The organism is Idiomarina loihiensis (assembly GCF_024584785.1).
Classification (GTDB): Bacteria; Pseudomonadota; Gammaproteobacteria; order Enterobacterales; family Alteromonadaceae; genus Pseudidiomarina; species Pseudidiomarina fusca.
Map to the genome: position 1 here is coordinate 697,733 of NZ_CP074112.1, position 15,962 is coordinate 713,694.

Below are 15,962 nucleotides of genomic sequence, written 5' to 3' on the forward strand. Positions count from 1 at the left end.
CCAATGAAATTTACAGGTAGCCCCAAATTTAGCCATCAACAACGGGATCGAATTGGTGTGCTTATCACCAACCTTGGTACTCCTGATGCGCCCGATACGCCATCACTGCGACGTTATCTACGCCAGTTTTTGTCGGATCCTCGTGTGGTTGAGGTACCTCGCTTATTATGGTGGTTGATTCTTAATTTAGTGATTTTGGTGATTCGCCCTAAGCGTTCGGCGGCCGCCTATAAAACCGTCTGGACCGAGCGTGGTTCGCCTTTACTGTTCCATACGCAAGATCAACAGCGAGCTTTGCAACAGGCGTTAGCGCGTGATTATGGTGACGATGTGTTGGTGGAATTTGCCATGCGTTATGGCAACCCAAGCATTCAGCAAGGTTTACAGTCGCTGTTTGAGCAGGGCGCAAGAAAACTGGTGGTGTTGCCTTTGTATCCGCAATATTCGGCGGCAACTTCGGGCTCAACCTTTGATGCAATAGCGGCAGATTTTACCCAGCGGCGATGGTTACCAGATTTCAGGTTTATTGCGCATTATCACGATTACGCGCCTTATATCAAAGCAGTTGCTCAATCGATTGAGCGTTACTGGCAACACCATGGTAAGCCTGATAAGTTAGTCCTGAGCTATCATGGCGTTCCTTTAAAATACTTGCACCAAGGTGACCCTTACCATTGTGAGTGTCATAAAACATCGCGATTAATCGCTGAGCAACTTGGTTTAAGCAAGGACCAATACGTGACGACCTTTCAATCACGATTTGGTCGTGAAGAGTGGTTGCAGCCCTACACTGATGCTACCTTAAAAGCATTACCGGGGCAGGGGGTTAAGAACATTCATGTGGTTTGCCCTGGCTTCTCGGCTGATTGTCTTGAGACCATTGAAGAAATTGGCGAAGAGAATCGTGAGTATTTTATCGAAGCTGGCGGCGAAAATTATGGTTACATTCCAGCTCTGAATGCTGAACCTGAGCATATTGAAGCGCTAGCTCAGTTGGTTCGCGACAATCTAGTCGGATGGCAGTTACATCACGACGAGAGCGCTCGAGCAGCTCGCGCAGAAGCCGTACAAGCGGCATTAAAAAAGAGTAAATCTGCCGGTTAACAAGCCGGTTAAGGAGTTCATCATGACAGTTGATAATCACCAGCAACCAGCTGCAACGAACGATGACCATAACAGTAGTGAGGATGAGCGGCATCGGGTGTATCAGGTGAGTGCCAATCGTGGCCGAGCTAAGCACAAAATGCGCTACGTTGAAAGCATGATAGCCGATGAGGATAGTGGTGATTGCCGGTTGTGTCGCGGTGCTTTGGCACCTAATGATGAGGACCAAGCAGCCACCACCAATACGGGTGATCAGGCTGATACAGACCTGACCGCGAAGCCACCGAAAGCACCATGAACGCAGCTAGCTCGGCACCTCAGCCGTCCGCTTATGCTACCCCGTTACAAACGCTGAAACGGCAACATCCTGGCTTAAGCGGGGTGTTGCCGTTAGTGGCAGCGCCCGATGCTTTTGCTACCCGCGTGTGGCTGGCGCGCCAAGCTCAACATAGCCTTGATCTGCAATACTACATTTGGCGACATGATCGTACCGGTACCTTATTATTCGAAGAATTGCATGCTGCTGCCGACCGCGGGGTGCAAGTGCGGCTACTGTTAGATGACCACAATACCGCTGGGCTAGATGCCATTTTGTTTGGCTTACAGCGCCATCCAAATATTCAGATCAAGCTGTTCAATCCACTCAAATTGCGGCGCCCACGGTGGCTCAACTATCTGCTTGAATTTCGGCGTTTAAACCGGCGCATGCATAACAAAGCTTTTATTGTCGATCAGCAGGTGTTGGTAAGCGGTGGGCGTAATATTGGCGATGAATATTTTGGCGCCACTGATGATCGTCTCTTTGCTGATTTAGATGCCGTCATGGTTGGCCCAGTCGTGGATCATGCTGTCAGCCAGTTTGAAAGTTATTGGCAATGCTCAGCAGCAGTACCTATCAATCAACTCATCACCTTAACCAAGCCACAGCAACTGAGCCTGCTGGCACAACGCGCGCACGAGGTGAGCCAAGATCCGAAGGCCCAGCATTACATGCAAGCGTTACGGGATTCTAATTTTGTGCAGCAGTTAATCCAACACCAGCTTGAGTTTGTCTGGTGTGATATCAAACTTGTGGCCGATGCGCCCAGTAAAATCATGGGGCGGGCGCGTGGGCGACAGTTGTTGAGTCAGCAGTTACAAGAAGTGATCGGGCAACCGCAGCAGCGGGTACGCTTGGTTTCGCCATATTTTGTCCCAACTGCAACTGGGGTTAAACTGCTCACAGAGATGGCAGCTCGCGGTGTTCATATTTCAATTCTAACCAATGCGCTAGAAGCAACCGATGTGGCAGTGGTGCATTCTGGTTATGCTAAGTGGCGTAAGCCGCTGCTGCGGGCAGGGATTGAATTATTTGAATTACAGCGAATTTCACCGTTAGCCCGCAAAAAAGAACGTCAACTAAGACGGCAGCGGCTGAAGGGGAAAGAGCGGTTAGGTAGCTCAGCATCAAGCTTGCATGCAAAAACCTTCAGCGTCGATCAACAACGGGTGTTTTTAGGTTCGTTTAACTTTGACCCACGTTCTGCGCAATTGAACACTGAGCTAGGGTTTGTGATTCACAGTGAAGTTTTAGCGAAACGTATTGATGATGCCTTTGTTGAAACTTTACCCAACTACGCTTATAGGCTAGTGTTAGAACCACATGTCCATGCCCAGCGAGCGAAACTCGTTTGGCAAGAACGTCTGGGTAGTCAAATAAGTCAATATCATAGCGAACCAGGCACCTCTTGGTGGCGTCGCATGGGCATGAAGACCCTAGCGCTGCTGCCAATTGACTGGTTGCTTTAGCGAATACGGAGCAGCCGATTCGCCTTTCTTAAGCCAAGGAGTATGTATGCGATTAACCTTTTTAGGTGCAGCCGAAACGGTAACAGGCTCTAAGTATTTGCTCGAAACTGCCACCACTCGAGTGCTGATTGATTGTGGGATGTTTCAGGGGTACAAATGGCTACGGCGGCGCAATTGGCAGCCGCTACCATTAGGGATTAATCATGTTGACGGGGTCGTGCTTACTCATGCTCATCTCGATCACTCCGGCTTTTTACCCTTGTTGTATCGTGAAGGTTACCGTGGCCGCGTGTTTACTCATGCTGCTACTGCTGGCTTATGTGGCCTCTTATGGCCTGATAGCGGCAAGATCCAAGAAGAAGACGCAAAGTTCTATAAACGCCATAAGTTAAGCAAACACCAAAATCCAGAACCTTTGTACGATGAAGCCACAGCAGAAGCAGCCTTAACACTGCTTGAGCCGGTTGAGTTTCATCAACCTTTTAGTATTGGCGATATTCAGTTCAGTTTACGACCAGCAGGACATATTCTTGGAGCTGCTAGTGTCATTGCTGAGGCTGATGGCGTGCGGATTGGTTTTAGCGGAGATGTTGGGCGGCCTAACGATATCTTAATGATGCCGCCAGAGCCACTGCCTGAATTAGATGCTTTGTTATTAGAAGCAACCTATGGCGATCGGCGCCATGATCCGGAAGACCCTTGGCAACAGTTAACTGACGTCGTAAACGAAACCGCCAGCAGTGGTGGGGTGTTACTGATCCCAAGTTTTGCGGTAGGACGGGCTCAGTTGTTGCAGCATATGCTGATCACCCTGATGCAGCAAAAAAAGATCCCTCGGATGCCGATTTTCTTGGATAGTCCAATGGCTATCAATGCATCTGAGCTGTATCAACAATTTCATCAGTATCACCGCTTAACAGCCGAGCAATGCTATGCGGCTGCAGCAGGAGTTGAATACACCAGGCATGTAGAAGATTCGAAACAAATAGCACAGCAAACTGGGCCTCATATCATTATTGCTGGTAGTGGGATGGCTACTGGTGGGCGCATCTTGCATCATTTTAAACATTGGCTGGGGGATCATCGCGCAACCGTCTTGTTTTCTGGCCATCAGGCTGGTGGCACACGTGGCGCCAAGATGGTGCAGGGCGTTGAGCGTATCAAGCTGCACGGTGAGTGGTTGCCCGTGAAAGCACGTATTCGGCAGCTTAACGGTTTGTCAGGGCACGCCGACTACAGTGAAATAGGTGATTGGCTGAAGGCTTCGAAGCTATCGCCACAGTTGCAGATTTTTTTGGTGCACGGTGAGCCTGATAGTCTTGAGGCCATGTCGGATTACCTCAAACAAGAAACCTCATTTGATATCAACGTGGCTGATTATATGGGCGTGCAGCACTTCAAGCGCTAAGCCTGCGGGCTTTGTCGCGCAGTTTAAACCAGCACCAGTACCAAGGCGGTGGTAAGCACCGCCAAGATAATATTCAACATCAGGCCTTCACGCACCATATCTTTGATGGTGACTTGATTGGATGCAAATACAATCGAGTTTGGCGGTGTTGCAACGGGCAAACAGAAAGCACAGCTACAGGCAATCGCCGCAGGAATCATCAGCACTTCTGGGGGTAATTCTAAAGCGGTTGCAGTAGCAGCTAAGACTGGCATCAACAAAGTAGCGGTGGCGGTATTGGATGTCACTTCAGTTAAGAAGCTTACCGCCAAAGTTAAGGCCAGAATCAAGAGCCACAGAGGCAAGCCTCCAAGCCCAACTAAGGCTTGTCCGATAATATCGCTCAGCCCGCTTGAAACAAACCCCTGGGCGAGCGCAATACCACCGGCAAACAGCAGCAAAATCCCCCATGGAATAGTCACCGCATCCTGCCATGTGAGCAACGGTGAGCCTTGCCTATCGGTTGCAATGAAAAGTGCTAGTACTCCAGCGAAAGCGACCGTAGCATCGCCAACACCAGCCAGCCCTAGCCAATCGGTCCAGCCACCGAAAGGAGCGGTACGAGTCATCCAGAGTACAATGACGGCGCCAAATATCCATAACACACGGCGCTCGTTACTTTGCATGGTTGGCAGGTTGGCTAAGTGGAGCGTAACGCTACCTCTGAGTGAGCGCGTTAACCACCAAGCAATGACAGGAATACCGACAATGACCAAGGGTAACCCTATTTGTAGCCAACGTAAAAAACCAAAGCTGGTGCCAGTATAGCTTTCGTAAACCGAAGCAAAAATTAAGTTGGGCGGGGTGCCGACTAGGGTAGCGACGCCACCTAATGAAGCTGAATAGGCTAATCCTAGTAGCAACGCACGCTGAAATTTATGATCATTCGCAGCTTCGGCCAATGCTAAAGCGACTGGCAAGAGCGCTAGCACGGCCGCCGTGTTAGAGATCCACATCGATAAAATAGCAGTAGCTAACATAAAAGCAAATACCATACGCCGCCCGCTGCTAGCGCCAAGACGCTTCACTAAACCAAGCGCAATGCGTTTATGCACACCGCTAACCTCAACTGCTTTGGCGAGCATGAAAGCACCCATAAACAGCAGAATGATGGGATTACCTAAGGCGGCTGAGACCTCATTGACGCTCGCGACGCTGCCCAAAGGTAACAAAATAAAAGGTAGCAACGAGGTTACTGGTAATGGGAGAGCCTCGCTAATCCACCACCAAGCCACCCAAATGGTGGTGGCTAAGGTCCAAGCCGCTGGCGCCGGCATCTGCCCCCAGTGTTGGGCTAAGAGATAGCTCACAAGTGCCGCTAACGGTCCTAGCCATAGTGGATTAAACCAAGATTTTAAGCTATTTAGCATGGCAGAGGCTCGCTGGTTAAGGGGTATCTAGTTGGGTTTTTACGTGAATGACTAATTTAGCAGAAACTAAGTTTATTTGAAATTTTAACGCTTTACGCATAGGGTAAAAAGAAACAACTTACAGGAGAAAGGATTTATGTCCGCAACCAAAGCGAAGTGGAACTCCGCTATTTTGGCACCGGTCTTTATACCCGCTGTTGCCGTCATCGCCTTGTTAGTCATAGGCACCCTAAGTAATCCCGAGCTAGCTGGCGAGGTGTTCAGTGATGTGTTGGCCTGGATAACCGCTGATTTTGGCTGGTTCTACATGCTAGCGGTCGCTATTTTCTTAGTTTTTATTGTTGTGGTGGCTGTCTCCAAGTGGGGCCGAATAAAACTAGGGCCTGATCATGCAGAACCTGAGTACAGTTTTGTGGCTTGGTTTGCCATGCTGTTTTCGGCTGGCTACGGCATAGCCTTACTCTTTTTCGGGGTGGCTGAGCCGGTGCTGCATTATGCAAGCCCGCCGATGGGGGCACCAGAGACGGTCGATTCTGCTAAGCAAGCCATGCAAATAGCATACTTTCACTGGGGCTTTCATATTTGGGCCATTTACGGCTTGGTTGGCTTGGTGTTGGCTTACTTCTCATTTCGTCATGGTCTGCCGTTGTCGATGCGTTCTACCTTGTATCCACTCATCGGCGAGAAAATCCATGGCCCAGCTGGGCATGCCGTCGATACCTTTGCCATCTTAGGTACCATGTTTGGTATTGCTACCACCCTGGGTTTATCGGTGATTCAAATTAACGCTGGTTTGCACTATCTGTGGCCCGATATTCCGATCAATTCAACCGTGCAGATTATCGCTATTGCGGTGATTACTGTGTTTGCTATTTTATCGGTGGTAGCGGGTCTAGACAAAGGGGTTAAACGCCTCTCTTACGTCAATATGGTGTTGGTGCTCTTCTTACTGTTATTTGTGTTTTTTGCAGGGCCAACGGTACATATTTTGGAGACTTATTTACAAAACACCGGGGCCTACCTGAACAATATTGTTGAGCGAACCTTTAATTTGCAGGCTTATTCGCGGAGCGATTGGATCGGTAACTGGACCTTGTTTATTTTCGGTTGGACTATTGCTTGGGCGCCATTCGTTGGTTTGTTTATTGCGCGTATTAGTCGTGGCCGCACCATCCGCCAGTTTGTGTTCGGGGTGATGTTTGTGCCTACCATGTTCACGTTCTTTTGGTTCAGTGTATTTGGTGACACCGCACTGAATTTAATCATGAACGAAGGTTACACCACCTTGATTACTGAAGTGCAAAACGATGAAGCCATCGCGTTATTCAAGTTATATGAACGCTTACCTTGGACAAATATTTTGTCGTTTGCCACAGTGGTATTGATTGTTACTTTCTTCGTTACCTCGTCAGATTCGGGCTCGTTAGTGATCGACTCGTTGGCTTCCGGTGGACGTACCGACACGCCGGTATGGCAACGGGTGTTCTGGGCTTCGTCAGAGGGAGTTGTGGCAGGGGTGTTATTGCTTGCTGGAGGGCTAGGAGCGCTACAAACCGCAGCTATTGCCAGTGCTTTACCCTTTGCGGTGGTGATTCTTATTGCAGCGTTTGGTATGTGGCGTGCGTTGGTGATAGAGGGACATCAGCATGCTAGCTTGAAAAGCGCGATGCGTACCCACCGTCGTGGGGTTCATGCAGGGCCATCCTATTGGAAGAAGCGCTTAGCCGGAGTCGTTGATTTTCCTAAACAACAAGCAGTGCGAGAGTTTATTGAGCACACCGTAATGGAAAGTTTAGGTGATGTTGCAAAAGAACTTAAAGGGCAGCAATGGCAGGCCGAGACTAGCTTTGATACCGAAAATATTCGGGCTATTTTTAGCGTGCAAAAAGACGATGAAGTAGACTTTACCTACGAAGTGCGGATGCGTGCCTATCAACGACCACAATTCGCGGTAGATAAATCGAATGGTAAGGATCGTGAATACTATCGAGCTGAAGTCTTCCTGCGCCAAGGTGGACAAGCTTATGATTTATATGGTTATGAGCCGGGCGATATTATTAACGACGTGATTAATCAATTTGAAAACTACTTGCAGTTTATGCATATCTCACCAGGGAGCTTACCTTGGGATTTAGAGCAGCATGATGACGACTTGAAATCATCGTAGTGATAGCGCTGTCTTAACGCAAAAGCCCCGCCCAGTGTAGCTGAGTGGGGCTTTTTTTAGGCCATCACAAGTGCTTTAACAATCTTGCTTATGCGTGCTGAGCCAAATAAACTTTAAGCTCTTCTAACGGCATGGGCTTGGCGTAGTAGAAGCCTTGAATGTAGCCGCAGCCAAGCTGCTTGAGCATAGTGATTTGCGCTAGGGTTTCGACACCTTCAGCAATCACTTCCATATCAACCTGGGTGGCCATATTGATGACCCCAGCAGTGATCGCCTGATCACTTGCAGATTGGTCGATGTCTTGCACAAAAATACGGTCAATTTTAAGCTTGCTAACCGGGAGCTTCTTTAAGTAACTCAGCCCAGAAAAGCCTGTGCCAAAATCATCAATCGCAACTCGAATACCAACCTCTTTAAAGCGCTGCAGAACCTCGATGGTATGATGTGAGTTCTCCATAAGAATACTCTCAGTCAGTTCTAATTCGAGGAGATCGGCTGGAGTGCCCGTTTCTTCGAGAATTTGCTGTACCTGATCGAAAAAGTCAGCACGGTGAAATTGTAAAGCAGATAAGTTTACCGCAACTCGGATAGCGCCAAATTGTTGCATCTCGTGCACATCGGTGCAGGCTTTACGCAGCGCCCAACGCCCAGCTGGAATAATTTGTCCGGTAGACTCAGCCAGTGGAATAAACTCACCCGGTGAAATGAACCTGCCATCTGGAGTTATCCAACGCATCAAAGCCTCAACGGTAACCACGCGGCCGCTATGCAGATCAATAATAGGCTGGTAATGAAGCTGTAACGCATCATCATCAATCGCTTGCTGAAATTCACTCCGTAAAATAACATTCGCTTGATAGTTATCATTGTTGGCGGCTTGATAAATCTGGAAGTGATTGCGGCCCTGTAATTTAGCTTGGCTCATGGCTATATCAGCTTGCTGAATCAATTCTAACGGCTGCTTTATCTTCCGAGTGTAATAGGTCACCCCAATACTCGCTGAAATGTAAATATTGTGGCCCTCGACATGGTAGGGTTCATCAATGACATCCATCAGCTGTTGAACTAGGCTTGTTACCGTGCTGGTATCCTCAATTTCGCTTATTACAGCAACAAACTCATCGCCGCTAAAGCGGCTGATAAAATGCGGAGCTTGAATAAGTTGCTGCAGGCGCTCGGCCGCCTGTTGCAAAATCGTGTCACCAACTTTGAGGCCAAGACTGTCGTTCACTGGCTTGAAGCCATCTAAATCGATGAACAATACTGCCAAAGTACCTGGCGCATGCCCTTGTTGTTGACGCTGCACCAACCTTTGCAGGTGCTGCTCTAAACTGAAGCGGTTGGCTAAACCAGTGAGTGCATCATGGCTGGCCTGATAGGCGAGTTGCTCTTTATCTGCAACCTGTTCAGTAACATCATGCTGTACTCCCAAAAAGTGAGTGACGTTGCCTTGTTCATCTCGTACTGGCGACAGGTATAATTCATTCCAGAAACTACTACCATCTTTGCGATAATTAAGTATTTGCGTACGAAAATCTCGTTTTTCACGCAGCGCTTGCGCGATTTCGGTAACCGTAACTGGATCGGTCTCAGGGCCTTGTAACAAAGCACAGCTTTTCCCCACGATCTCGTGATAGGAATACCCTGTTATCTGTTGGAACACTTTGTTCACATAAACCACTGGGAACCCAATCACATTCGCATCTGCAATGACAATACCATTGACGCCACTATCAATGCCGCGACTAAGCAGCAGCCGTTGTTCAGCATCTTTTTTGGTTTGGGTAATATCTTTGGCGACCCCAAAGGTACCCAGTATGTGTTCGTTTATTTTGATGGGCAGGTTGGTCAGATCTAAGTCTATCTCCTGCCCATGCGCAGCTATGGCGGTGACCTCGTAGCGCTGACTATGGCCAGCTAGCACTTGTTCAAACAAAGCAGCAACCGATGGATGTTGACTGCTTGGTATCAGCTTACTGTAATGCATGCCAAGTATTTGTTCGCGAGGCAACTGCAACAGCTTGCAGAAAGCATCGTTCACCTGACTGAGGCAGCCGTTAGTATCTAACGAAAAGGCAGGGTCTGGGTTGTTATCAAACAGCGAACGGTAGCGCTGTTCGCTTAAGCCGAGTGACAACTGCTGTTCACGCATCAGCCGGTTTTGCTGAAACATCAGCAAAAAGGCCATGCTAAACAATAAGCCTAAGGCCACGATGACGCTACGCATACCGGCAGCACGATTGAGGTCAGCAAAGCTATGTAAAGTAGCCGTTAGGGTTAAGTTTGGCCCGTGAGGTATCTCAAGTAACGTGGAAGCGAGCACCACTTCATTGCCATGAGATGGCTTGCCCTCGTCAAAACTACGCACAAAGCCACTACCCAGCTGCGTATAGATTTTAATTTCATCATCTGACACCCGCGTATCAGGGTTCATCATTCTGTTCAAATTAAGCGTAGTGAGTAGGTAGCCCGGCTGACTACTCACTCGATTTACCGGCACCAACAGCAGTGCCACGGCGGGTAGATCACGCTTGGCAAAACGCAGGGGAGGGATGAGATACTGAGTTTGTTGAGGTTGTTGTGCCAACCATTGTTGCACTTCTGCATCACGCAGAACTTCCGCGGCTAGGGCAAAACTATCATCGCGGTCAAAGCGCCAGAGCGGTTGTGCTTGGGCGTCGAGTAACGAAATCGATAAGATATGAGGGATATCCCGCATGTAGGCCTGCACATCTGATTGTTGCATATCAATCGCGAGCCGATCATCTGCGACCCGCCAGCGTTCAACCATACGCTCAAGTAGTTGGACATTGACATGGGCCATTTGAATCCGAGCTTTTGCAACCCGTTGTAGGCCATCATCAGCAGCTGTTTGAATTAACTGCAAATGGCTTTGCCCCATATAGAACCAGGTTGAGCAGGTAATAAATACGGCTAAACCACTTAGACTCGAGGCGGTGCGGTTAGGCATTCGTATAGGGGGTGCTTGGCGATGACTAGCAAGTAGAAAAGCAATCCCTATCAGTAATAAAAGAATACCTGCAACCCCGGTAATATCGGGATGCGGGCCAAAAATCATAAAGCCGCGAGAATCAAAATGAGCGACTAAAATAATACTACTGGCAATGATCACCACTAATGCTAGGGTGCGCACCCACAGCCGCTGCACTATACCGCGAGGATTGAGCATAAGCATGGTGCCAAGCAACATGAACAAGGCAACCATGGGGGTGTATAACACCGCTTCGTAGTTGGCGAGCCACGGCATAAAAAATACGCGGTTTAAGCTCGAGTGTACCAATAGACTATGTAAGGCGAAGCCAACAATCACCGCACCTGCGGATATTTGCAGCCAACGTCGTGCCGTTAACAGCCCCAATAGCGCCGCAGCAATGGCCACACAAATAGCTGCGGAGGTGTTAGAAAGCATGCGATCGAATAAGCCCGTAGGAGGGCTGATGAGGTTGGTCAACAACCCCCAAGCGCCGATGGTCGCAGTGGCGGCTAATCCAGTGAATAATGCTGCGGAAATCACCGCCGGATGGACTCTGAATGATGTCATAGTTGGCTGTTATCGTTTTCTTGTAATTCTTATGTAAACAGCACTATATGAGAACCAAGCGGACTTGGTCAACCGTTGTCACAGGGTTGATTCAGGATATTTTATGGGTGTAGGTCACAACTCAGCAACAAGCGGTCTTCGCCCGGGCCTAAAAAGTCAGCTAAATAGGCTTGTTCGCTAAATCCTAACTGCTGATACAGCCCAATGGCTGCGGCATTGTTGGGGGCAACGGTGAGCTTTACTTCACGATAACCCGCCGGCAGATGCTCAAGCCATGCTTGTAACAATTGTTTGCCTACGCCTTGTCCACGCCAAGCGGAATTAACTAACACCGACATGATCCAGCAGCACTCGGGTTGTTGGTCGGGGGCGGCCATGATGTAACCCGCTAACTGCTCAGTCCTAGTCGATAGCCCGGTGCCCTCTGCGAGCCATTGCAAGTTCGGCCACTGCGCGAGCGCTTGATAGAAGAGTGGGGCAGGGTAAGCTTCGGCGCCGTACTGGTCGTATTCTAGCGCAGCTAACTGCAGCACATCGGCTGCAGTTGCGATACGTACATTTAGGGCAGCCATTAGCGCGTAAATTGCACCGAGAAAGTCACAGGTACGCTGTAATCAATTCGTTTTAATCCGGCGATGTCGCGTAACTGATTAATCCCCTCTGCCAATTTAAACGCTTGGGTATCAATCATCAGCGGTTGTACGGTGGTTGCTAAAAAACGATTTTCCGCCAAGCGTGTGACCTGCAAGGTGGCACTTAGTTTCTCAGTCTCGCCAGCAATGAACACACTTAAGGGTAAGCTCAAAGGTAAGCTCTCACCCACTTGTAAGCGCAACAGCGGGGCTTCTTCTACCGTAGCCGTGGCAGTCACAACCGTGTAATTGTCAGAGTCAAACAGGTGCTTCAGCATGCGTTCATTGCGAATCGGTATCAGTGTATCTAAGCTAATCACCGGGATTTCGATGCTTACTTGGCTGTCGAGCCACTGACCTTGTAGGTCAGTAAAACGATGCACTTCTGCAACCACATCGTTTTTGACCGAAACAAAATGTAGCTGTGATAATTCGCTATCTAATTGCCATTCACTTGCTTGTACCGTAGCGGTGGCGCTTAATCCCAATAGGCTGCCGGCAGCAATCGTGTGTAGTGCCAACTGTTTAAATTTGGTAAAAGGTAATTGCAACATCATAAGCTCCTTGTTTCTGTAGAGGATATAGCCGTATCGACATGTTATTATTACGCAATAAGTATTATGATTGTTCACCAGCACATTGTACGAGTAAATCAACGAGACCGCCATGCAAGTTGCAGACACTTTACGCCAAGTTATCTCGGAATTTGAATTAACCGGTAACATCACCAAGCCCCTAATTGCGACTTTGATTTTAGTGTCGGCGATTTTGTTGGTGCGGGCGATATTGGCTAAGTTTATTCGCAAAAGTGTCAGTACCACCGAATTAAGGCGGCGTTGGTTAGTGCAAACGCGCAATGGTTTGTTGCTGTTGATGATGCTGGGCTTAATGCTGATCTGGGCGGAAGAATTGCGCACGTTAGCGCTAGGTATTGTGGCCATTGCGGTGGCGTTTGTGGTGGCAACCAAAGAACTCATCATGTGCTTAACGGGCAGTTTAGTTAAGTCCGGCAGTAGTTCATTCAGTATCGGCGATAGAATTCAAATCAAAGATTTTCGTGGCGATGTGATTGATCAAAACCTACTGGCGACCACCCTATTAGAAGTAGGGCCGGGCAAGCACAGTCACCAACGAACCGGGCGCATGATAGCTATCCCTAATTCGTTGTTTGTGTCGGAGCCGATCATTAATGAAAGCTACACCCATGATTTTGTCTTACATGTGTTTACCGTTCCTTTTAAACGTGAAGACAACTGGCGCGCAGCACAAGCTGCGTTTTTAGAATCGGCTAATCGGCATTGTGCCGATATCCTTGAGTTTGCCCGGCGCTATATGCAACGCATGAGCGATCATCGAGGCATAGATGTACCCTCAGTGGATCCGCGCGTTACCATCACGGCTCCCGTTGCTGGTGAAATACACTTAATTGTTCGGTTTCCGGCTAAAGCTGGAATGCGTAGCTATTTAGAACAAGCTATCTTAACGGAAGTGTTTGAGCACCATGATTTTACCAACAAGAGCAGCACTGCCGAGCTAGGTGTTAGCAGAAGTGAACGCAGCAGCACCGAGACTGCTGCGGAAATCATCACGCCACCGCTTACTTAATCCGTATCAGCACTGGTAGCGAAATGTTGCTCGAACTCAGCTTGCGGCAGCGCTGGCGCGTACAAGTAGCCTTGCAGTAGGTCACAGCCTTTGGCGAGCAAATGATCTCGCTGAGCCGGCGTTTCTACCCCTTCGGCAACAATATTCATTGCTAAGCTGTGAGCCAGCTGGATCATGGCTCCCACAATCGACGCCATGGATGGAATCACTAGCATGTCGCGGACAAAAGTAACGTCAATTTTGAGTGTCTCGAACGGCATTTCTGCTAAATATAGTAATGATGAGTAGCCGGTACCAAAATCATCAATGGCAAAGTGAATGCCATGGTCACGTAGCTGCGCCATTTTTTCGGCGACAGCTTCGACATCATGTAGTAATAAAGTTTCAGTCACTTCAAGTTTAAGTTTACTTGGGCAAACGCCGTAACGTTTAACCGTATTCAGCACTCGCTCAACAAAGTCGGGCTGCTGAAATTGCATACCGCTGACGTTGATAGATAACACTAGGTTGCTCAGGGGCGCGTGGTATTGCCACTGTTTTAGCATAGCGCACGCTTGTTCTAGCACCCAATGGCCCACCTGAATAATAAGCCCCGTTTCTTCTGCTAGCGGGATAAATTCAGCAGGGGATACAAATCCACGTTGTGGATGCTGCCACCGAAGAAGTGCCTCTGCGCCTACCCATGAGCCATCGCCATCCACTTGCGGTTGTAAAAACAAAGCTAATTGCTGTTTCTCGATAGCGTTACGTAAGTCGGCCTCAAGTTCTAAGCGCTGTTGCGCTTTTAATGAAAATTCGTTGTCGTAACATTCAATGCCTGTTTGTCGTTGCTTTGCATGCGCAAGGGCTAAGCTTGCTTGTTGCAGCGTCGTCTCCGGAGCCGTGAATGCATCAATGCGGGTTACCCCAACAGACACCGTGCTCAGATGGCTATAATGGCCCAATTGGTATTCTTCTTGAAGGTGATCTCGCAGCGCCTGAATTTTAGCAAAGGTAGTTTGTTGTTCTGCGACAATGGCATCGTGTTGGCGACAGGGGAGGACCACAGCAAAATCATTGGCGCCCAACCGCGCGACAAAATAATGGCCGTTGCTCCAATCAAGAATACGTTGCGCTACTTGTTGGAGTAGTACATCGCCATAGCTGCTTCCAAAACTGTTATTGAGAGCTTTAAATTTATCTAAATCATAGATTGCTAAAACGTGAGCTGCACCAGCGCTAGCATTTGGCTTGAGCTGCTGATTTAGAAGCTGTAAATGCTCGAGCAACAGCGCGCGATTAGCTAGGCCAGTTAAACTATCTTGGGTGGCCATCGTACGAATCATTTTTCTAGCTTCGCGTTGAGATTTAGCATGAGCGTAAAAGCGTTGGTCAACTTTACTACCAAGGGTAGCCGCAATCGTGGCTGCAATCAGACTAAACCAAACCACGTAGGCCAACCAGTTATCGTGTTGATGGCCATGCATGGCTAGTTCTTTGCTATAAAAACGGGCCGCTAACAGCGCAGTGTAATGCATGCCGCTGATGGCTGCGGCGATGATGGCAGCAGGAAACAAGCGACTCACTAGACGTTGTAATTGGCCATCACGTTCAAAACGCAGCAGACCGCGGTAAGTTAACATGGCTACGATACCTAGGCTTAGTGCTACCACTAAGGAGGTGAGAAACCACGTAATGTCATAGACTAACGCGCCATTAAAACGCATGGCTGCCATGCCAATATAATGCATCGCACCAATCCCCAGCCCCAGCACGAGGCCAGCGCTAATGGTTCTGCCCGTAGCGGCCGTTTGGCGAGCATTATCATTGAGCGCCGGTAGTTGACTGTGCAGGGCGTAAGCATTGGCTAAAATAGCAGGTATCACTGAGAGGATGGTCAATCCAGTATCATGATGAATGGCCAGTGGAATTTGAAATGCCAGCATGCCAATAAAATGCATACTCCAGACTGCCACGCCGGCTATTGCGGCACTTATCCATAACCATAAGTTGCGATAAAAGGCATGGCGATAGCTTTTTGCTCGACTGAGAGTTAACAACGACGTGTAGCTACCAACTAATGCAGCTAGGTAGGACAACATCACCAAGCCTAAATGATGAGAACCGGGTATGGCGCTGTAATTGAATTGGCCGAGGTCGAAAAAATGGCTTAGGGCTTCATGCATGTTGTTGTACATCCTTTGTTAGTCATTTTGATGAATAACGTAACCCATGCGACTTTAGTTTAATTGTCGACAATAAAATTGATTTCAACCTTGGAATTCCATTTCCAAGGGCGTAGAATAAG

The 15,962-nt window shown here is 48.6% G+C and carries 11 protein-coding genes; 6 read left to right on the plus strand and 5 right to left on the minus strand.

The window, feature by feature from the left end:
- Nucleotides 1-3: 3 nt before the first annotated feature.
- Genes hemH through KGF88_RS03265 form a run of 4 tightly spaced genes read left to right on the plus strand, consistent with a single transcriptional unit; the run spans nt 4 to nt 4,300 of the window.
- On the plus strand, nt 4-1,104 hold the full coding sequence (gene hemH / locus KGF88_RS03250; RefSeq protein ID WP_153826070.1) for a ferrochelatase: 1,101 nt from the start codon (nt 4-6) through the stop codon (nt 1,102-1,104).
- Nucleotides 1,105-1,126: 22 nt separating this feature from the next.
- Entirely contained in the window at nt 1,127-1,402 is a 276-nt protein-coding gene (locus KGF88_RS03255; RefSeq protein ID WP_153826071.1) for a hypothetical protein, read from the plus strand.
- Nucleotides 1,399-2,892: a phospholipase D family protein gene (locus KGF88_RS03260; protein ID WP_153826072.1), complete on the plus strand. Its 1,494-nt coding sequence runs from the start codon at nt 1,399-1,401 to the stop codon at nt 2,890-2,892. The genes KGF88_RS03255 and KGF88_RS03260 overlap by 4 nt, the downstream gene beginning before the upstream one ends.
- Nucleotides 2,893-2,938: 46 nt before the next feature.
- Nucleotides 2,939-4,300, plus strand: a complete 1,362-nt coding sequence (locus KGF88_RS03265) for an MBL fold metallo-hydrolase RNA specificity domain-containing protein (RefSeq protein WP_153826073.1) — start codon at nt 2,939-2,941, stop codon at nt 4,298-4,300.
- A 23-nt stretch (nt 4,301-4,323) separates the two neighbouring features.
- Here KGF88_RS03265 and KGF88_RS03270 read toward each other — a convergent pair whose 3' ends face one another.
- Nucleotides 4,324-5,709 carry an SLC13 family permease gene (locus KGF88_RS03270; RefSeq protein WP_153826074.1) on the minus strand — a complete coding sequence of 462 codons (1,386 nt, stop codon included), beginning with the start codon at nt 5,707-5,709 and terminating at the stop codon, nt 4,324-4,326.
- A 136-nt stretch (nt 5,710-5,845) separates the two neighbouring features.
- Here KGF88_RS03270 and KGF88_RS03275 point away from each other — a divergent pair, with 136 nt between their 5' ends.
- On the plus strand, nt 5,846-7,876 hold the full coding sequence (locus tag KGF88_RS03275; RefSeq protein WP_153826075.1) for a BCCT family transporter: 2,031 nt from the start codon (nt 5,846-5,848) through the stop codon (nt 7,874-7,876).
- An 88-nt stretch (nt 7,877-7,964) separates the two neighbouring features.
- Here KGF88_RS03275 and KGF88_RS03280 read toward each other — a convergent pair whose 3' ends face one another.
- From KGF88_RS03280 to KGF88_RS03290, 3 genes are all read right to left on the minus strand, one after another.
- Nucleotides 7,965-11,438 carry a putative bifunctional diguanylate cyclase/phosphodiesterase gene (locus KGF88_RS03280; protein ID WP_153826076.1) on the minus strand — a complete coding sequence of 1,158 codons (3,474 nt, stop codon included), beginning with the start codon at nt 11,436-11,438 and terminating at the stop codon, nt 7,965-7,967.
- 101 nt (nt 11,439-11,539) lie between these two features.
- The gene (locus KGF88_RS03285; RefSeq protein WP_153826077.1) at nt 11,540-12,010 is read right to left on the minus strand and encodes a GNAT family N-acetyltransferase; all 471 of its coding nucleotides are present in this window, start codon (nt 12,008-12,010) and stop codon (nt 11,540-11,542) included.
- Nucleotides 12,010-12,627, minus strand: coding sequence for a YceI family protein (locus KGF88_RS03290; protein ID WP_238387062.1), 618 nt, complete (start codon nt 12,625-12,627; stop codon nt 12,010-12,012). Before KGF88_RS03290 ends, KGF88_RS03285 begins: the two co-directional genes overlap by 1 nt.
- 109 nt (nt 12,628-12,736) lie before the next feature.
- On the opposite strand from KGF88_RS03290, the gene KGF88_RS03295 reads away from it, so the two are divergent.
- Nucleotides 12,737-13,675 (plus strand): mechanosensitive ion channel domain-containing protein, encoded by a 939-nt coding sequence (locus KGF88_RS03295; protein WP_153826079.1) that lies wholly within the window; start codon nt 12,737-12,739, stop codon nt 13,673-13,675.
- Here KGF88_RS03295 and KGF88_RS03300 read toward each other — a convergent pair.
- Nucleotides 13,672-15,840: a putative bifunctional diguanylate cyclase/phosphodiesterase gene (locus tag KGF88_RS03300; RefSeq protein WP_162014496.1), complete on the minus strand. Its 2,169-nt coding sequence runs from the start codon at nt 15,838-15,840 to the stop codon at nt 13,672-13,674. The genes KGF88_RS03295 and KGF88_RS03300 overlap by 4 nt on opposite strands.
- Nucleotides 15,841-15,962: the final 122 nt, after the last annotated feature.

What these genes read in the sequence shown, in the direction of transcription:
- KGF88_RS03255 (WP_153826071.1), top strand. Translation starts at nt 1,127, where the DNA reads ATGACAGTTGATAATCACCAGCAACCAGCTGCAACGAACGATGACCAT.
- KGF88_RS03290 (WP_238387062.1), bottom strand. Translation starts at nt 12,627, where the DNA reads ATGATGTTGCAATTACCTTTTACCAAATTTAAACAGTTGGCACTACAC.
- KGF88_RS03270 (WP_153826074.1), bottom strand. Translation starts at nt 5,709, where the DNA reads ATGCTAAATAGCTTAAAATCTTGGTTTAATCCACTATGGCTAGGACCG.
- hemH (WP_153826070.1), top strand. Translation starts at nt 4, where the DNA reads ATGAAATTTACAGGTAGCCCCAAATTTAGCCATCAACAACGGGATCGA.
- KGF88_RS03300 (WP_162014496.1), bottom strand. Translation starts at nt 15,840, where the DNA reads ATGCATGAAGCCCTAAGCCATTTTTTCGACCTCGGCCAATTCAATTAC.
- KGF88_RS03265 (WP_153826073.1), top strand. Translation starts at nt 2,939, where the DNA reads ATGCGATTAACCTTTTTAGGTGCAGCCGAAACGGTAACAGGCTCTAAG.
- KGF88_RS03295 (WP_153826079.1), top strand. Translation starts at nt 12,737, where the DNA reads ATGCAAGTTGCAGACACTTTACGCCAAGTTATCTCGGAATTTGAATTA.
- KGF88_RS03285 (WP_153826077.1), bottom strand. Translation starts at nt 12,010, where the DNA reads ATGGCTGCCCTAAATGTACGTATCGCAACTGCAGCCGATGTGCTGCAG.
- KGF88_RS03280 (WP_153826076.1), bottom strand. Translation starts at nt 11,438, where the DNA reads ATGACATCATTCAGAGTCCATCCGGCGGTGATTTCCGCAGCATTATTC.
- KGF88_RS03260 (WP_153826072.1), top strand. Translation starts at nt 1,399, where the DNA reads ATGAACGCAGCTAGCTCGGCACCTCAGCCGTCCGCTTATGCTACCCCG.
- KGF88_RS03275 (WP_153826075.1), top strand. Translation starts at nt 5,846, where the DNA reads ATGTCCGCAACCAAAGCGAAGTGGAACTCCGCTATTTTGGCACCGGTC.